Origin of the sequence: Citrobacter sp. SX206, from assembly GCF_024181025.1 — a bacterium.
GTDB classification, from domain to species: Bacteria; Pseudomonadota; Gammaproteobacteria; order Enterobacterales; family Enterobacteriaceae; genus Citrobacter; species Citrobacter youngae.
Genome location: NZ_CP049738.1, coordinates 1,056,974 through 1,074,893 on the forward strand (window position 1 = coordinate 1,056,974; position 17,920 = coordinate 1,074,893).

Sequence of the window (17,920 nt, forward strand, 5' to 3'; positions counted from 1 at the left end):
ATGAGTAAAAAAATAACGGTTTTTGGAACCCGCGGTATTCCGGATGTATTGGGCGGTGTGGAAACCCACTGCCAGAATCTTTATCCGGCGATTAAACAACAGTTTGACGTTGATATTTGTGTTATCGCCCGCTCGCCGTATGTTAGCTACAAACGATCTTCTTATAAGAAAGTTGAGACCTATGCGCTGTGGGCTCCCAAAAAACGGTCACTGGAAGCGATTGTGCATTCCGTTTTAGCGGCGTTTAGAACCTGTGTCGACCGTTCTGATATTGTGCATGTCCATGCGATAGGACCGGGTTTGGTGATCCCATTATTACGCGTGTTAGGTAAGAAGGTGGTTTTTACCCACCACGGACCTGATTACGATCGTCAAAAATGGGGATTCGTCGCCAAAAAAATATTGCTGCTGGGTGAACGCTGGGCGGTGAGATATGCCAATGAGGTGATAGTGATTTCTGAGGTTATTAACCAACTAATTCAGAAAAAACATGCTCGCTATGATGCGCATTTGATTTTCAACGGCGTCAATAAGCCCCGTCCGTTGTCAGATCAAACCCTTCATGCCACGCTTTCCCGCTTTGGACTCGAGGCGAAAAACTATTTCGTGGTGGTCGGACGGTTTGTGGAAGAAAAGGGGATGCATGATGCCATCTCTGCGTACAAACTAAGTGGTTTGCAACAGCCGCTAGTGCTCATTGGCGATGCAGATCACCCAACGGAATACAGTATTCGACTCAAGCAACTTGCCGCTGATACCCCTGGTGTGGTGATGACCGGGTTTTTAAGGGGAGATGAACTTCAGGCGGTGTTTTCGCAGGCCAGGCTGTTCGTTATGCCTTCCTACCATGAAGGGCTACCGATTGCACTTCTGGAGGCGATGTCGTATTCCCTTCCGGCGGTGGTGAGCGACATTCCCGCAAATTTGGAAGTGCAGTTGCCGTCTGAGGCCTATTTTCGGGTCGGCTCATTGTCCAGCCTTGCTGAGAAATTAACCGCCTGGGCCAGCGCAAATAGCGTGGACTATCGTGTCTATTTGCAAAATTATGACTGGCAGGAAATTGCCAGAAAAACAGTCAATGTCTATCACTCAATTGATAAAGATATAGGTTAATTTTGACCAGTCCTCAGAATCGCCCCCCCGTCATCGAACGATTTTATGCGCAACTTGATGAGCATATATCGGAGGGACTGACTCCGGAACAAAAAGACGGGATCGAGAAAGCGATCGTCGCCAGCACTCTGGCATCAAGACATCGGATCGATATTCGCAGAAGTTTTCCATTTTTCGGTAAACGCTTTTATCTGGTTTTTTTATTCGGCAGAGACTTACGTCAGCGGCATCGTCAGGAGTCGACCTTATCGACCATGTTGCTCACTTTTTTGCTGCTGCTAGGCACGTTGTTTGTCACCTGCTGCGTATTACTGACGCTATATATGATCAAATCCGCATTGGGTATTGATGTATTCCAACATTTTCACGTTGGTATCTGGGACTGGTGGTTAAGCCTGAAAGACCGCTAGTGTTATCAAACCTGTGGAGGGCGTCACTGCGATGAAGTGTAAATGGTTTTCTGCGCTGTTGTGTCTGTTCTGTCCGCTGACGGTATTGGCCGCATTAACGACCGTAACCCCCAAAGCATTGACGGGCCCACTGACAAACCCAGGTATCGGGGTCGCCAGTTTTCATCAAGGATATGGTGAAACGCTTGGACTGGCGGATTATCCCGACACCGGCTTTGAATATGAGCGCTTTTACTGGCGTGACCTTGAGCCTGTCGAAGGCCAGTACAATTTTGCACTGGTTGATGACGCTTTTAAGTATGCCGCGGCGCATCGACCGGCGATGAACGTCGGACTGCGGTTTATGGCGCTTGCTGAGCCGGAAACCGGTTCACAAATTCCTGACTGGTTGATTAACAAAGGCGTAAAGGGAACCTGGACGCCTGACAAAAAAACCTTTATCCCTGATTTAGACGATCCCCTATTTATTGAATATAGCCAGCGCCTGCTGAACGCGATGGGTAAACGCTATGATGGTAACGAGAACCTGGCTTTCGTGGATATCGGCATGGTGGGGGCGTGGGGAGAGTGGCATAACAGCAACTTCCCGATGCTGAAGCCATTGCTGGAGCGCTATACCACGGCGCAGTTGGACCGCTATGTGACGATGCATTTTACGGCTTTCCCCAGTACGCCAAAAATCATGCTGATGAGTGGTGGGCAAAGTCTGGCGAATGCGGTCGCGCGCGGGGCAGGCTGGCGTGCGGACTGCCTGGGCGATCTCCGCGTGTTTTCTGCTTCCTGGAACCATATGGCGGATGATTATCCGCAACGGCTGCAGGCCGCACAGAAAAGCTATTCAGGATTTAATGATGCCTGGAAACATGCGCCAGTGAGCTTTGAGATCTGCTCGTACATGCAGGACTGGAAAAATACGTTTCACTATACGCGAGCGGAAGTGCAGGGGATTTTTGACTGGGCGGTGAAGCAACATACCAGTACGATTAACCTGAAATCGAGAACAGTGCCCCGTGAGTATCGTCCGATTGTCGACGAGGCACTGACAAAACTGGGCTATCGGTTTCGCTTAGCATCTCTGAGCCACGAGTCCGTCTGGGAAGGTGGACAAGAATTCACCCTGACAAGCACCTGGTATAATGAGGGTAACGCGCCGATTTACTTGCCCTACACGCTGGCATTTCGTCTGGTCGATGAGGCCAATAAGGTGGTGGCACAAGGGAATGCCCCGGAAGATATACGTCACTGGCTGCCCGGAAAGTACTCACTGAGTTACCCGATGCCGATGCCCGGGACGCTGCCGAAAGGGAAATATGCTATTGAGACGGCGATAGTGGATAAAACCGGTGCGGCAAGAATTCACTTTGCCAATGAAGGGAAGCAGAGCAACGGTTGGTATCGCGTCTCTGCGGTAACGGTGAAATAGCCTGCCATAGTAAGGAGCCTGGTAACCAGGCTCCTTATCGTTAAAAATTAAACGTGATAGCCATCTGGATTGTTTTTTTGCCAGTTCCAGGTGTCGCGTATCATTTCATCCAGGGTGTAGATGGCCTGCCATCCCAACTCTTTTCGTGCTAACGACGGGTCTGACCAACACTCGGCAATATCCCCGGGCCTTCTGGCCACAATCTTATAATTAATGCGGGTTTGCGCCGCTTTCTCGAAGGCTGCAATCAGGTTAAGTACGGAATACCCGATACCGGTACCGAGGTTGATGACTTTGTATGCCGCACCTTTTTCCTGGCAATCCAGTGCCGCTAAATGGCCAGTTGCCAGATCCATCACATGGATGTAATCACGCACACCGGTGCCGTCAGGGGTTGGATAGTCATTTCCATAGACCGACACGCTTTCCAGCTTGCCAATCGCCACCTGAGAAATATACGGTACCAGATTGTTGGGGATACCATTCGGATCTTCGCCAATCCTGCCCGATGGATGCGCGCCAACTGGGTTAAAGTAGCGTAGGCAGGTGATTCGGAAATCGGGCTGTGCGCGGGAAAAGTCTGCCAGAATTTGCTCGACCATGAATTTTGATGTGCCATACGGATTGGTGGTACCACCGGTTGGCGATTGTTCACTTAATGGAACGCTTTCCGGGTTGCCGTATACCGTGGCGGAAGAGCTGAAAATAAAGTGCTTCACCCCCGCAGCTAACATCTCACGCAGTAAAACCAGCGTGCCGGTGACATTATTGTCATAATAGGCAAGCGGCTCTTTTATTGATTCTGAAACTGATTTTAATCCAGCAAAATGAATGACATCGGTGATGTTATGGTTAGAGAAAATCGTTTTCAGAATATCGTTGTTCAGCACATCAGCAATATAAACAATGGGCGCTTTGCCGGTCAGTTCCGCAACCCGGTCCAGGGATGTTTGTGAGGAGTTGGAAAGGTTATCGATGACCACAACATCATCACCTCTTTCCAGAAGCGTCAGCACGGTATGTGAACCAATATAACCAGCACCACCAGTGACTAAAATTGCCATACAGTCTCCAGATATTTTTTTGCAAACAATCATTAATTCATTAATGCCACCGGCATAAATAAATGTTATTGGCGGCGTCGGTTAAGGTAATAATTCCGGTATTTCACCCTGCATTTATAAGATATTTTTTTAAGTATAGAAAACAGGCTGAATTTGCTTATCTTACTATCATACACGATATAGTTATCGGTGAAGTTCAGCGTGTGGACTCCCTCGCTTTGGTTGATGCTGGCATCGATCTGCGCAATCAAATGCTCATCAAAGCTGGATGCATTAATCGTGATTAACTCTTTGATATAAACCGACTTTCCGTACGTCTCTGGTGTGCATTCCTGGGTGAGGAAATAGAGTCTATTCTCAACGCAATGTGGTGCGCCAGCGCCTCGGGGGTGTTGATTCGACAGGTTAAGCGTTGGCACTATTTTTTGCCATGGCCCGGTTACATCATTGGCTGTATGGATAACTAACTCATCTTCCATCGTGGTGGATAAAAGATAAAGATTTTCATGCAACGAAACGACGACGTTATCGGTGAGCGCCTGATCAGGTACTAATACTTTTACCTGTTTCCAGCGCGTAGGGAAATCTATCGACTGGAATAAGATAACCTCTTTCCTTTCTGAAGACTCCGGGATCATGAAAAGCTGATCGTTGTTGTAAAATAAAAAAGGAAATGATAGATGGCATTTTAGGTTATCAAAACCGTCGAGTTTCACATCCTCAAGCTCAACCAGGTTAGCATCAAGGATACGGCAGCGCAGGATACCTTGCGAATTACGAAAGCTTAATGCTTCATAAAACACATAAACTTTATTGTCTTTTTCAATAATGAAAGGATCGGCCTGAAAGGTATATTTCTTTTTGAGCTGTTGGGCTCGGGTGCGGTTTAGAATGTCCAGCGTGTTAGTGGGAAAGGTATGCGAACCATTACTTTTCAGGATCATAATATCCCACGACTCATGAAAAAATAACATATTAATCAGTCTGTTATTTTTCGTTCGCATGCGTACCTGCTCCTTTTTATCGCTTAATCTATTGCGGGTTCCACGACAGCCACACCGATGGCTAGTGTAAAAGCTAGTCGCATGAGGGGTGTTTGTCTACTAACAGAAATCGTAGTGAGAGGATTGCCAGAGCATCCGTGCTCCAGTGCAGCTTTACTCGAAATGGACGTGTGGATTATCGGCCAGTGAAACGTAAGTCTTGCTGTTCTTATCCAGAGTACGAATTTCTCCGCTTTCGATGTCGTAGACCCAGCCGTGCAGACGAATCGCGTTGTTGCGCAGGCCAACAGCCACGCAAGGATGCGTTTTAATGTTGTTCAACTGGGCAATTACGTTTTCTTCTACCATGGCATTCACTTTATCGATTTCGTTAGCCCAGGTTTTCTTTTCAACCACGGCTTTCGCGGCATCGGCATAGTGCAACCAGTGGGCGACAGCAGGCATCGGATCCAGGGGTTGGCTTTCTGCGATGGCTTTCATCGCGCCGCAGTTGGAGTGACCACAGATAACGATATCAGTCACGCCTAGAGCAACGACCGCGTACTCAATGGTAGCAGACACGCCACCAGGCTCCGGGCCAAAAGACGGTACGATATTACCGGCGTTACGGATAACGAAAAGCTGTCCTGGCTCTTGCTGCGTCACTAACTCTGGCACCAGACGGCTGTCAGAACAGGAGATGAAAAGCGCTTTAGGATTCTGGCTGGATGCCAGGCTGCGGAAGAGTTCCTTACGTTGAGGGAAAATCTCTTTTTGGAAGTTGAGGAAGCCCTCAATGATATGTTGCATAGCAGTGTCTCTTTTCTCTGTTTAAGCAGGTTATGATGAAGATCACACTTTCCAGTTTAACACCAGCCGACAGAAGGGAAAGACTTTATAGCAGTTCGGTCAATATCTTTGGGCAATTTTGCCCTGACGAAGCAGGGCAAGCGTAGCGGCCTGCGTTATGCGTTCAGCCGTTTCTGGTATGCCGCTTTTAGCCTGTTCATCGCCTCTACCAGTACGGCGCGCGGACAGCCAACGTTCAGACGCATGTGCCCCTCTCCGCCTGGACCATATTGTGACCCTGGTGACAGGCCAAGTCTGGCTTCATGGACAAAAAAATCGCTTAGCTGCGTCTCGCTAAGCGCCATTTTTTCGGCATTCAGAAAGAGCAGATAGGATGCGCCACCATAGACAATTGAAATCAACGGACAGTGCATTTCGATTTCATTTCTAACAAATGCCACGTTATCAGCCAGATAAGCCAATAATTCCCGGTGCCAGTCACCGCAATGGGTATAGGCGCTATAAATCGTTGCCTGTTGCAGTGAGTGAGTCTCTGCAAGATAACAGTTATCGAGAAAATGATAGAACCGGTGACGCAGTTCATCATTCTTTATAATGGCTATCCCTCCCTGTATCGCCGCCGTGTTGAAGGTCTTGCTGACAGAGGTCAGTACGATTGACTGACACCCTGCTGCGTCATCAAGGGTAAAAAAGGGCCGGTGTTGCTTACCTGGCAGGGTTAAATCGCTATGCACTTCATCGGAGAGAATGATGACGCCGGCCTGCTGGCAATAGTGACTGATCTTTTCAAGCGTTTCCCGTGACCACACCATTCCACCAGGATTATGTGGCGAGGGAAAAAGAAACATTTTGCACTGTTTAAGTTTCTCGCTGAAATCTTGCCAGTCAAATTCATAGCAACCGTCTTTTTCAATGAGGCGGGTCTGGAGTAAATGTCTGCCGCTGGTTTTCACCAGGTTAGGGTAGGGGTCATATATTGGGGTACAGGTTAATATATTGTCTCCCGTGCGGGTGAGTGCCAGCAAGGACATGACAATGGTTTTTATGACACCGGGAACAAAATGCAGCCAGTGCGATTTAATCTTGGCATCATATTGTTTTGCGTACCACTGGACAACGGATTCTTTCCATTGCGGATAATCCAGGTTATAGCCCTGAACAGGCCGCTCTACTACTGTGCGTAATGTATCCATGATGGGTTCTGGCGTCACAAAATCCATATCCGCAATCCATAGTGGTAATACATCGCTGGTACCGTACATTTGTTGTAATTGTCCGTATTTACGACAATTAACATCCCTTGTGACAATATCATCAAACAAAGACATTGCTAACTCCTGGATAGTCTCTGAAATAAATAATTTAAGCCGCGTGAAATAAACCAGAGATTTTTATGCACACGTCATGTACATATCTGGTTGATATAGTAAAATACCCTTGGTGATAGCTGTCTTTAGCTATTTATCACTTTATGATTCTTGTTCAACTCTATTGGTAGTCAGTTCATTAGACTCATATTTAGCAATGCCAATACCGGTTGCTGCCCACAGCAATGCAAAGATGACGCCGCTGTAACATAGAATTGCCCATGGCAGGTAATCAAGAGTTGTCACGCCCAGCATCGTGGCGCAATAAACACCAGAAGCAGACCATGGAATAATAGGTTCGACAACGGTTCCGGCATCTTCGGTGGTTCGCGAAAGGTTCTTCGCGGCCAGTCCACGTTTTTTGTATTCATCTTTAAAGGCATCGCCGCACAATAACAACGGTAAGGTTCCATTGGCGGTACAGGCGCAGATGGTGAACGTCGTAACAATGGTGGTAGCGACCAGGCGGAATGTTGATTTAACCCCTTTTGTCAGCGCGTTAATAACCGTGTGCAGGGATCCAGTCGCACTCATGGCACCAGCAAAACTAAAGGCGCTGAAGACGGTCACAAAACTGCTGAACATAGAGATTGCGCCGCCTCGCTCTAATAAGCGCGAGACATCAGATGACAGTGCAGGAACAGGGTCTCCGGTAAGCATCGCGAGTTTAAAGCCGCTGACCACGGATTCACCGACCGAAGATGCGCTGAATTGTTGAAAAACCAGAGCCAGAATCATTGATACGATGGTGGACAAAAACAACATCGGGATAGGCGGTTTTTTCGATAGTGAGCCGTACAAAACTATAATCGGTGGTAGCAACAACAGAAGGTTGAACTGATAAATTTGGCCGATAGCGTTCATTAACTGGGTGATATTTTCTGGTGTACTGACAGCGGCATCAATGCCCATTCCCATATAGCTATAAACCACGCAGCAAATAATGAATCCCGGACCGGTAGTCCACAGCAAATGGCCAATATGGGAGTACAGATTTACACCGGCAGCCAGTGCCGCCATATTGGTTGAATCAGAGACCGGCGAGAGTTTATCGCCAAACCAGCAACCTGAAACAATGGCTCCAGCGGCGATGGGCAGAGAGACATTAAGGCCAATGGCGACACCAATCATGGCAATTCCGACGGTACCAATGGAACCCCATGAGGTGCCGGTACACACTGAGATCAATGCCCCCAGCATAAATGCTGAAATATAAAAATACTGAGGGTTAATCCACTTCAAACCATAATAGATCATCATCGGGATGGTACCTGATACCATCCAGGAGCCAATCAAAAACCCGATACTGGCGACAATCAGAATGACTGGCAGTGCTTCTGATATTTTATTGCAAATCGATTGCAGAATATCATCCCATGTATAACCATGAGCAATGGCGATAAATGAAGCGGCTGCCGTTCCCATCAGGATCATAGGTTCGGCACGAATATTGAATATAAAATATCCTATGCTAATCCCGCCCAGCATGATCACCATAGGTAATACTGACCAAAAGAAAGAGAGTTTTTTTCTGTAGTGTGAGGTACAGCTATTTTGTTCCATAATTCCATCCCAATCGTTAACGGTTGAACAAGCCAAAGAAATACCTGCTACAGGCCAATCAATAATGGAGTGGCGTAGTTACGTGAGTTGTTGAACGAACTCTATTTTATTAACTGTTTCAGGCGATCTTTTCTGGCCTGCTGTTATGATGTTCATATTTCAGCAGTAAAATAAGAGATAGATTTGATAGTCAATTATCCCTCCGCATAAGGTGGATGATTTCGGCGTTGCTGGCTGAGCTTGCGATACTGCTGAGGCGGCATACCGACGTATTTATGAAATGAGCTATAAAATCGACTGCTGGAGCGAAAACCCGCAATCATCGCGATATCCAGAATGGTTTTATCGGTGTCGCTGAGTAATGCCCGTACATGGTTGATGCGCATCGCCGTAATATATTGTTTCATCGTCAGTTGCATTACGCGATGAAAGATACCCATCGCATAATTAGGATTAAGTTTGACGTGATCGGCAATGGCCTCGACGGTCAGCAATTTGTCACAGTTGGCGGCAATAAATTCCAGCATCTGGCTGACGTAAAATTGTGAATGCCGCGAAATGCTATTCTTCTGGGTTCGTGCAGTTTGGTTTCCCAATACTGTCCGCCAGCCTGAGAGGTTAAACCGCTTGAGCATCAGGGCGATTTCATCAATGGCTAACTGACGAATCTGTTCGTTATCGCTGTTGAGTTCATTTTGCCAACGTTGAACCTCAAAAACGCTAAGCTGCTGGGATGCCGATGAGGTAATCACCCTGCCGTGCGTTACGTGATTAATCAGCTCTCTATCCAGCGGCCAGGACAAAAATAAATGCATGGGCAAGTTGAAGATAGCCATTTGCTTACAGTGCCCGGCATTCGTGAGCTGATGAGGGGTACACGCCCAGAATAGTGTGATAAAGCCTTGTTTGCTCTGTACCACTTCGTCATTGAACAGGTACTCAACATCACCATCAAATGGCACATTCACTTCAACCTGGCCATGCCAGTGACTGTAAGTCATGGCCAGCGGCTCCCGCAACTCGACATCCATACGCTGATACTCTGAATAGAGTGCCAGTGGGCTACGAGTCTTTTTTTCATAGCTGCGACACATATGGGGATCATGCGGCAGCTGCGGAATACTTTTAGCCATTACGGGTTGGTTCCTGAAGAGTGAATTTGACCTTGTGGTAGCGCCAAAGCATGCACATAGCTTAACCGAAAAAAATCACCGTTTTCTCTCCATTTTCGCGAAATTATTCCCAAAAACTCAGATCCTGTGCCTGTTGATTGCCGATCTGAGATAGCGGGAATGGCGAGTTTTAATTTTAAAAGCGCTCAACCATAAGGGACTTTGCTGTACCTGTGGGATGGCGGCTCTGACGCCCTATCCGGCCTACTAAAGCTTGTAAGACGTAGGCCTGATAAGCGAGCATTGATGATCGGCAGTATTGGATAATGCAGATTTTGTCGTTGAGAAGGCGAGGCTCATAAGCCATAGAGTTTTAGTTTTCGGTACAGCGTCGCAATGCTGATCCCCAGTTCTGTCGCGGCTTGTTTCTTACCCTCAACGCTTGAACCAAATCGCTGTATGACGTTTTCAATGGCATCTCTCTCTGCTTGTTTGCCCTGGTGGGCAAGCTGGCGAGGTTGCGCCATCATTGTGCTTTTTCTGCCATCGGCTGCGGTAAGCAGGTAAGGGGGCAGATGGCTGGCGTTGATCCCGGCGGCTTCTCCGCGCATGACAAAAATGTACTCGATGACATTGCGCAGTTCACGGATGTTGCCCGGCCAGTGCCAGGCATAAAGGCGGTTAATAACATCATCGGGAAGTTTTTGCGGCGGTCGCTGGTAGCTTAGCGAGAATTCATCGGCAAAATATTGTGCCAGGACGGCGATATCCGCCCGGCGTTCACGCAGGGAAGGAAGTACCAGAGGGACCACGTTCAGGCGATAGAAAAGATCTTCACGAAACTGATTATTCTCGACCATCGCGCTGATGTTTTTGTTGGTTGCGGCAATAATCCGCACGTCAATATTGATGGTGTTGTTAGACCCCACACGGGTGATGGCTTTTTCCTGCAGCACCCTGAGCAGCTTGGCCTGCAAATGCAGTGGCATATCGCCAATCTCGTCGAGGAACAGGCTACCCCCATTGGCCAGCTCAAATTTCCCCACACGGCCTTTGGGATCGGCACCGCTGAATGCGCCGCGTACGTAGCCAAACAGTTCGCTTTCCAGGAGTTGTTCAGGGATAGCGGCGCAGTTGATGGTCACGAAAGGGGCGGCTTTACGCGGGCTGCTCTGATGAATAGCAAATGCCACAACTTCTTTACCTGAACCACTTTCCCCGGTGATCAGTACACTGGCATAGCTGTTGGCGATTTTGCTAATGGTACTTCTGAGTTGTTCCATTGAGGGGGAATGGCCAATAAGACGTACCTGTGTGTCAGACTCATAGGGCGAGGGAGCAATCGTGCTCAGATAGTCGTGCGCATCGCGAAAGATAACCATAGTTAATCGGTCGTTATCCAGTGACGAGAGCGAGATTTGTTTACACAGCACATGGTGTTTTTGCCCTTCAAGCGTCAGCCATGCTTCCTCATCGCCATACAAACTGTCTCCGGTCGTTTCAATGGTCAGAGGTAATCCCTGAACTTCACGGTTAAGTATGCGATCTGCTGAATGGTTGGCATGCCAGATGCGGCCCTTGCCATCGATGGCCACAACGCCGCGATCCATTGCATCAATCAGACGACGAAAGGCACCGAGCGTCTCCTGCGCGCGTAAGCGTTCCAGGCATTCAAAGACCTTACTGGAGATCATGACGGCAATTTGCTCTATAAACGTGACAAATTTATCGATCTGGCTAAGCAAAGTGTCACGCTGTGTTTGCGTTGAGCAAATAATGCCGATCACCCCAATGACGCGGTTATTGAGAAAAATAGGGGCGTTCAAATCCAGCATTTCAGAGCAGTAATGGTGTTTTTCACACAGTTGACATAGAGGATGTTCACCGGGGTTTTTGATCAAAACCGTCTCACGGACCTGCAAAACATGCCGATAGATATAACCATTTTTTGCCACGTTCTCATTGAGCATATGTCGGTATTTACCGGTGCCAGCAATGCGCATTAAAGATTCATCAATGATTTCTACATCAGTCCCGGTAATGCCGGAAATAGCGTCGGCATAATTGCATATATCATCCTGGATATTGCTCAGTACTGAAATCATGATACTTCTCCGGTAAGGTGTCTCATTTCTCAAGGAAAATGATAAATAGGCGAACCATTGCAAAATTGATTTGCGAAAAATCAATCTAGCGTATTGTTTTTGGATGTTTTTTTAATTTTATCCTTCGTGATCACACTATTTATCATTTATGAGAATTTATCAAAACCAGGCGATAAACTAATGACGGCTGTTTTTACCTTGCTACCATTAAAAGTTGATTAATTTATTGAAATAAAAGAATTTATTAAATTATTTCTAGTTTTTTCCTCATTCTCTAAAAAACTGGTAAGCATTTTGCTTTTATGGATTACCGATAGCGTAAATAACTCTGTATTACACCGATTACAGGGAATGAATTACCAGGATAATGAGGTTTTATGATGCAGCAAAACTTATCATTTTTTATCAACCAGACGCCGTTTACCGAGCACCCTAACGCACCTCTGGCCCCCTTTAGTCGCCAGGAACTGGTAAAAGCGTTGAATTTTCATCGGTCTATTCCGGGATACGCTCCAACACCGCTGTATACGTTGCCGGCACTTTCACAAAAACTGGGCGTAAAAAATATTTACCTCAAAGATGAGTCTCAACGTTTTGGCCTGAAAGCGTTCAAAGCGCTGGGCGGCGCCTACGCGATGGCATGCCATATCGCGGAATTAGTGGGGAAGGATATCAGTGAATTGCCGTTTGATGTCATGACCAGTGAAGCAGTACGCCATGACCTGAAGACCGTGACGTTTGCCACCACCACCGATGGTAACCACGGGCGCGGAGTGGCGTGGATGGCGCGCCAGCTAAAGCAAAATGCGGTGGTTTACATGCCGAAAGGATCTTCACAGCAGCGGCTGGCATCTATCCGCAATGAAGGCGCTACCGCTGAAATCGTGGATATGAACTATGACGATGCCGTGCGTATGACCGCAGATCAGGCGCAAAAGTATGGCTGGATCGTTGTGCAGGACACGGCCTGGGAAGGGTACGAAAAGATCCCGCAGTGGATTATGCAGGGCTACGGCACGCTGATGCTGGAAGCGATTGATCAACTCCATCAGGTCGCCCCGACGCATGTTTTCGTTCAGGCCGGTGTGGGTTCATTTGCGGGAATGGTGCAGGGTATGGTGACGGCCGCATGGGGCGAAAATCGTCCGAAAGTGATCGTCGCCGAAGCGTTAATTGCCGACTGTCTCTATCGTTCAGCCCGTGCAAAAGAGGGGGATGCTGTTGCGGTAGGCGGCGATTTACAGACCGTGATGGCGGGTCTGGCCTGTGGTGAGGCAAACAGCATTGGCTGGAAGTTACTGCGTGATTATGCCACCGCATTTGCTTCCTGCCCTGATGAAGTCGCGGCGCTGGGCATGCGTATGTTGGGCAACCCGCTGGCGGGCGACCCACAAATTATTTCAGGTGAGTCTGGGGCCGTCACGACAGGTCTTCTGGCGCTGTTGATGACCTCCCCGGATTTGGCCCAAACCCGTGAGCAACTGGGTCTGGATGAGCATTCCCGCGTGTTGCTGATAAGTACTGAAGGTGATACCGACCCGCAACAATATTTGGATATTGTCTGGGGCGGTCAGTACCCGGGCATCAATAAATAATTTCCTGATTGAGAGTATTAACGGAGAAACCCCATGTTATCTGCAACCCGTATTGAAGAAGTTATTAAAAATTGCCAGGCGCTGATCCAGCAAAAAAGTTATTCAGGTCAGGAAGGGGACGTGGTAAATGCCATAAAAATAATGATGCAGCATTACCAGTTCGACGACATCCATGTTGATAAATACGGCAATATCGTTGGCGGTATTGTGGGAAATCAGCCGGGGAAAACGCTGGTTCTGGATGGTCATATCGATACTGTGCCGGTGAACGAAGAGAAGTGGACCCGCAACCCGTACGGCGGTGATATTGACGATGGCAAAATTTATGGTCGTGGCACCACCGATATGAAAGGTGCTGTTGCTGCGATGATCTCTGCCGTAGGTTTTTTCGGCCAGGATACTCAGCGTAATTTCGCCGGGAAAATTTACGTCGCCTGTATCGTTCATGAAGAGTGTTTTGAAGGCATTGCCGCTCGTCTGGTCAGTGAGCGCTATCAGCCTGATTACGTCATTATTGGCGAAGCTTCTGAACTGAATCTGAAAATCGGCCAGCGTGGTCGTGCTGAAATTGTGGTTGAAACCTTTGGTAAACCTGCCCACTCCGCCAACCCGCAGGCAGGAATTAACGCGGTGTACAAAATGGCGCAGTTGATCGACAAAATTCGCACCATTACTCCGCCAACCCACCCGGTTCTTGGCCCCGGTATCCTGGAACTGACAGACATTAAATCGTCGCCGTATCCTGGCGCATCAGTGGTGCCGGATTACTGCCGCGCCACTTACGATCGCCGCTTGCTGGTGGGCGAAACCAAAGAAAGTGTTATTGCGCCACTGGAAAATGCACTTGCAGAGCTAACCGCCCAGGACCCGCAGTTCAAAGCCCGCGTCTCTTACGCGGTTGGCAAGGAGTCTTGCTATACCGGAGCCACCATTGAGGGTGAGCGTTTCTTCCCTGGCTGGGTTTATGACGAGTCTGACGAGTTCGTGCAGGCAGCGTTGGCGGGTGTTCGCGAGGCTGGCTTTAATCCAACCATTACGCAGTACTCATTTTGTACCAACGGCAGCCACTACGCGGGGGAAGCGGGGATCAAAACCATCGGGTTTGGGCCGTCGCGTGAAAACCTGGCGCATACCATCGACGAGTATATCGAGATTGATCAGTTGACCGGATCGGCCCGCGGCTATTACAGCATCATCCAGACACTCTATCGCCGTTAAAAAATAAAGATAAATACCTCTTACCTTACAGGTGGTGCTGCTACGCGGCACCGCAATGGAGAATAACGATGAAAACCATTTTTAAAAACGGAAATGTGATTGATGGAACGGGTAATCCAGGCCGAATTGCCGATGTAATGGTTGATGAAGGGCATATTGTCGAAATTGGTCAAATTGATGTTGGCGTCAATGAACAGGTTATTGATGCAACAGGGAAAATTATTTGCCCGGGCTTTATTGATACTCACACACACTCTGATCTGTCAGCCATTATTAATCCTGCGCTGTCAGCGAAAATCCGCCAGGGGATTACTACCGAGTTGCTGGGGCAGGATGGCGTAGCGCTGGCACCATTGCCGGAGGAATATATTCCGGCATGGCGTAAAAATATTGCCGGACTGGACGGCGACACCGACAAAATTGACTGGAAATATAAAAACACGGACGGTTATCTCAACCTGTTGGCATCCCGACATCCGGCGACAAACCTGGCATATCTGGTGCCACACGGTAACGTACGCATGGAAGCGATGGGCCTGGATGGACGCCCTTCCACGCGTGAAGATGTGGCGAAGATGTGTGAAGTCCTTGAACGTGAGCTAAAAGCCGGGGCGTTTGGTCTTTCAACTGGGCTTATCTATATGCCGTGTGCTTTTGGTGATACCGCTGAAATGATTGAGTTGTGCAAGGTCACGGCGAAATATGACGGGATCTTTGTGGTACACCAGCGCAGTGAGGCTGACGATATCATCAGTTCAACGCAGGAACTGATCGATATCGCTAAAGCTACCGGCGTCTGGTTGCATATTTCACATATGAAGGTCTGTGGGAAGAAAAACTGGGGGCTGATTGACCAGATGTTGGGCATGCTGGAGCAGGCCCAGGAAGAGGGGATCCGTATCTCTTACGACCAGTATCCGTATGTGGCGGGCAGCACCATGCTCGGCGTGATCCTGCCTCCGTGGGTCCACTCTGGCGGGACGGACAAATTACTTGAGCGTCTGGCCTCGCCTGAATTGCGCGCCAAAATGATAGAGGATATCCAGCAGGGCATTCCTGGTTGGGATAACTTCATTGATTTTGCAGGCCTGGATCAGATTTTTGTCACCAGCGTCAAGACAGAGAAAAATCAGGATGCTGTTGGTCTGAACCTTGTTCAACTGGGGGAATTGCGCGGTAAAGATCCGTACAACGCTACCTTCGATCTGTTGTTTGAAGAAGAAAACGCCGTTGGCATGGTCGACTTTTACGGCACTGAAGAACACGTCATTAAGTTTCTCTGCCGGCCGGAACAGAACGTGTGCACTGACGGACTGATGGGCGCGGGTAAACCACACCCACGTGTGTTTGGCGCCTTCCCGCGCGTGCTGGGTAAATACGTGCGTGAAGAAGGATGCCTGAGCTGGGAAGCGGCAATCCGCAAGATGACAGGCAAACCCGCTGAGGTGTTGGGTCTGCAGGATCGCGGACTACTGAAGGTAGGGTATGCGGCGGATATTGTGATGTTCGATCCCAAGACTATTGCGGATAAGGGGACATTTGTTGAACCGAATCAATATCCGGAAGGGATTGAAATCGTGATGGTTAATGGACGCATAGCCTTAATTAATGGCACGGAAAGTTATGCCTGTAGCGGTACTGTTATCAGAAAACAATATTAATAAATAACGCTAAACACGCATGGATCTATCGCGACCATTTATGGCCGCGGTAGATCACTACACCCCAAGGACATCACAATGAACCTACAAACATCTTTACCTTCAGGTAAACCTAAGACCTGGAAAGCAAGATATACCGTCCTGACATTAATCTGGCTGGCATGGCTACTCTCGTTCCTCGACAGAATGGTCATGAGCGTTTCGTTGCCTTATATCGGCAAAGATTTAAATCTTGATACAACTCAACAAGGTTTAATTATTAGCGCCTTTTTCATTGGTTACGCCGCGTTCCAAATCCCCGGTGGTTTACTGGCGGATAAGTTTGGCTCACGTAAAATTATGGCTATTGGTATTGCCTGGTGGTCAGTTTTCACCAGCTTAACCGGTGCGGTATTAACGCTGCCGTTGATGCTGGCTGTTCGCTTCTTCTTCGGTATTGGCGAAGGGTGCTTCCCATCAGCTTCCTGGAAAATGATTTCCACCTATTTCCCTTCGAAAGAACGCGGTCGAGCTACAGCAATTCAGTCAACGGTAAATACCTTAGGCCCCGCACTGGCGGTAGTGGTCGCGGCAAGTATTATCGGGGCGTTTGGCTGGCACATGGTTTTTATTGTGCTGGGGATCCCGGGCCTGTTTATTGCTGCGGGTATCTACTTATTCACACGTGACAACCCGAAAGATCACCCTGCGATTACGCAACAGGATCTGGCCGATTTAGCCGCTGACGATCAGGGCGGCCTGCAAAATACGAGCGCTATCGCGTTTAAAGACGTGCTCAAGATGCCGGTGCTCTGGCAGATGGCCAGTATCTGGTTCTTGTTTGATATCACCTTCTGGGGGTTTTCAACCTGGTTGCCAAGCTACCTGATTACCGTGCGTGAATTTTCACTGGCGAAAACGGGAGTGATGGCGGCAATTCCGTTCCTGTTTGGCGCGGGTGGGACATTAATCGGCGGATATTGCTCAGATAAATTCAAACCGATGCGCAAGACGTTGTATGTCGTGACGTCGGTTATTGCGGCGGGCTTCCTGTATCTGACCTTCAGCGTCAGCAGCGCGGATATGGCGGTGGTTTATCAGTGTATCTCTGCGCTGTTTATGTTTTTTGCCATGGCGACATTTTGGGGCATTTTAATGGATACCATCCCCAGCAATATCATGGGGCGGGCTTCCGGTATTGTTAACTTTGGCGGTCAGATGGCGGGGGTAGTTTCTGCGCCGATTATTGGCTGGCTTATCCAAAGCAGCGGCGGAAGTTACAACAGTGCATTTATCTTTATGATCGCCGCCCTGTTATGTTCCGCTGTGGTGACGTTGACCGTAAAAGGTTCGCATGCCGTAGGTGCAATACCCAGTAAAGCCTGATTAGTGTCAAACGCCTGTGGCTCTGCTGTTCCAGAGCCACAGGATTTACAGTTATGCTGTTAAATTAAACCTTTAATCGCTCTCTCTAAGAAAAACAATAGTAGTTTTTTTAAACTGCAAAAATAAGATGT

General features: G+C 48.4%; 14 protein-coding genes. 7 read left to right on the plus strand and 7 right to left on the minus strand.

From position 1 onward, the window contains the following. The 3 genes from G8S19_RS05125 to G8S19_RS05135 are packed head-to-tail and all read left to right on the plus strand — an operon-like array spanning position 1 to position 2,946. Complete coding sequence (locus G8S19_RS05125) at positions 1 to 1,113, plus strand: glycosyltransferase family 4 protein (RefSeq protein WP_048212972.1); 1,113 nt, start codon at positions 1 to 3, stop codon at positions 1,111 to 1,113. A gap of 2 nt (positions 1,114 to 1,115) precedes the next feature. Further along, complete coding sequence (locus G8S19_RS05130; RefSeq protein ID WP_101742956.1) at positions 1,116 to 1,523, plus strand: hypothetical protein; 408 nt, start codon at positions 1,116 to 1,118, stop codon at positions 1,521 to 1,523. Between the two features lie 31 nt (positions 1,524 to 1,554). Then, positions 1,555 to 2,946: a DUF4832 domain-containing protein gene (locus G8S19_RS05135; RefSeq protein ID WP_253686189.1), complete on the plus strand. Its 1,392-nt coding sequence runs from the start codon at positions 1,555 to 1,557 to the stop codon at positions 2,944 to 2,946. Positions 2,947 to 2,993: 47 nt separating this feature from the next. Here the strand turns inward: G8S19_RS05135 and galE are convergent, their stop codons facing one another. The 7 genes from galE to G8S19_RS05170 form a co-directional block, all read right to left on the minus strand. After that, positions 2,994 to 4,010 (minus strand): UDP-glucose 4-epimerase GalE, encoded by a 1,017-nt coding sequence (galE, locus tag G8S19_RS05140; protein WP_061068412.1) that lies wholly within the window; start codon positions 4,008 to 4,010, stop codon positions 2,994 to 2,996. A 65-nt stretch (positions 4,011 to 4,075) separates the two neighbouring features. Next, the gene (locus G8S19_RS05145) at positions 4,076 to 5,014 is read right to left on the minus strand and encodes a hypothetical protein (RefSeq protein WP_116360819.1); all 939 of its coding nucleotides are present in this window, start codon (positions 5,012 to 5,014) and stop codon (positions 4,076 to 4,078) included. A gap of 153 nt (positions 5,015 to 5,167) precedes the next feature. Then, complete coding sequence (locus G8S19_RS05150; protein ID WP_005122990.1) at positions 5,168 to 5,803, minus strand: carbonic anhydrase; 636 nt, start codon at positions 5,801 to 5,803, stop codon at positions 5,168 to 5,170. Positions 5,804 to 5,958: 155 nt separating this feature from the next. After that, entirely contained in the window at positions 5,959 to 7,131 is a 1,173-nt protein-coding gene (locus G8S19_RS05155) for a MalY/PatB family protein (RefSeq protein ID WP_253686191.1), read from the minus strand. A gap of 141 nt (positions 7,132 to 7,272) precedes the next feature. Then, positions 7,273 to 8,733, minus strand: a complete 1,461-nt coding sequence (gene nhaC / locus G8S19_RS05160) for a Na+/H+ antiporter NhaC (RefSeq protein ID WP_253686193.1) — start codon at positions 8,731 to 8,733, stop codon at positions 7,273 to 7,275. A 194-nt stretch (positions 8,734 to 8,927) separates the two neighbouring features. Next, positions 8,928 to 9,866 carry a transcriptional regulator MelR gene (gene melR, locus G8S19_RS05165; protein WP_253686195.1) on the minus strand — a complete coding sequence of 313 codons (939 nt, stop codon included), beginning with the start codon at positions 9,864 to 9,866 and terminating at the stop codon, positions 8,928 to 8,930. A 335-nt stretch (positions 9,867 to 10,201) separates the two neighbouring features. Beyond that, positions 10,202 to 11,950, minus strand: coding sequence for a sigma-54-dependent Fis family transcriptional regulator (locus G8S19_RS05170; protein WP_137346407.1), 1,749 nt, complete (start codon positions 11,948 to 11,950; stop codon positions 10,202 to 10,204). A gap of 380 nt (positions 11,951 to 12,330) precedes the next feature. Here G8S19_RS05170 and dpaL point away from each other — a divergent pair, with 380 nt between their 5' ends. From dpaL to G8S19_RS05190, 4 genes are all read left to right on the plus strand, one after another. Then, positions 12,331 to 13,545, plus strand: a complete 1,215-nt coding sequence (dpaL, locus tag G8S19_RS05175) for a diaminopropionate ammonia-lyase (RefSeq protein ID WP_040233393.1) — start codon at positions 12,331 to 12,333, stop codon at positions 13,543 to 13,545. 33 nt (positions 13,546 to 13,578) lie between these two features. Then, entirely contained in the window at positions 13,579 to 14,763 is a 1,185-nt protein-coding gene (locus tag G8S19_RS05180; protein ID WP_115643005.1) for a YgeY family selenium metabolism-linked hydrolase, read from the plus strand. A 68-nt stretch (positions 14,764 to 14,831) separates the two neighbouring features. Then, positions 14,832 to 16,424 (plus strand): amidohydrolase family protein, encoded by a 1,593-nt coding sequence (locus tag G8S19_RS05185; RefSeq protein WP_061068407.1) that lies wholly within the window; start codon positions 14,832 to 14,834, stop codon positions 16,422 to 16,424. Between the two features lie 78 nt (positions 16,425 to 16,502). After that, a complete protein-coding gene (locus tag G8S19_RS05190; protein ID WP_048212961.1) occupies positions 16,503 to 17,789 on the plus strand; it encodes an MFS transporter in 1,287 nt (428 codons plus the stop codon). The last annotated feature ends 131 nt before the right edge of the window (positions 17,790 to 17,920 follow it).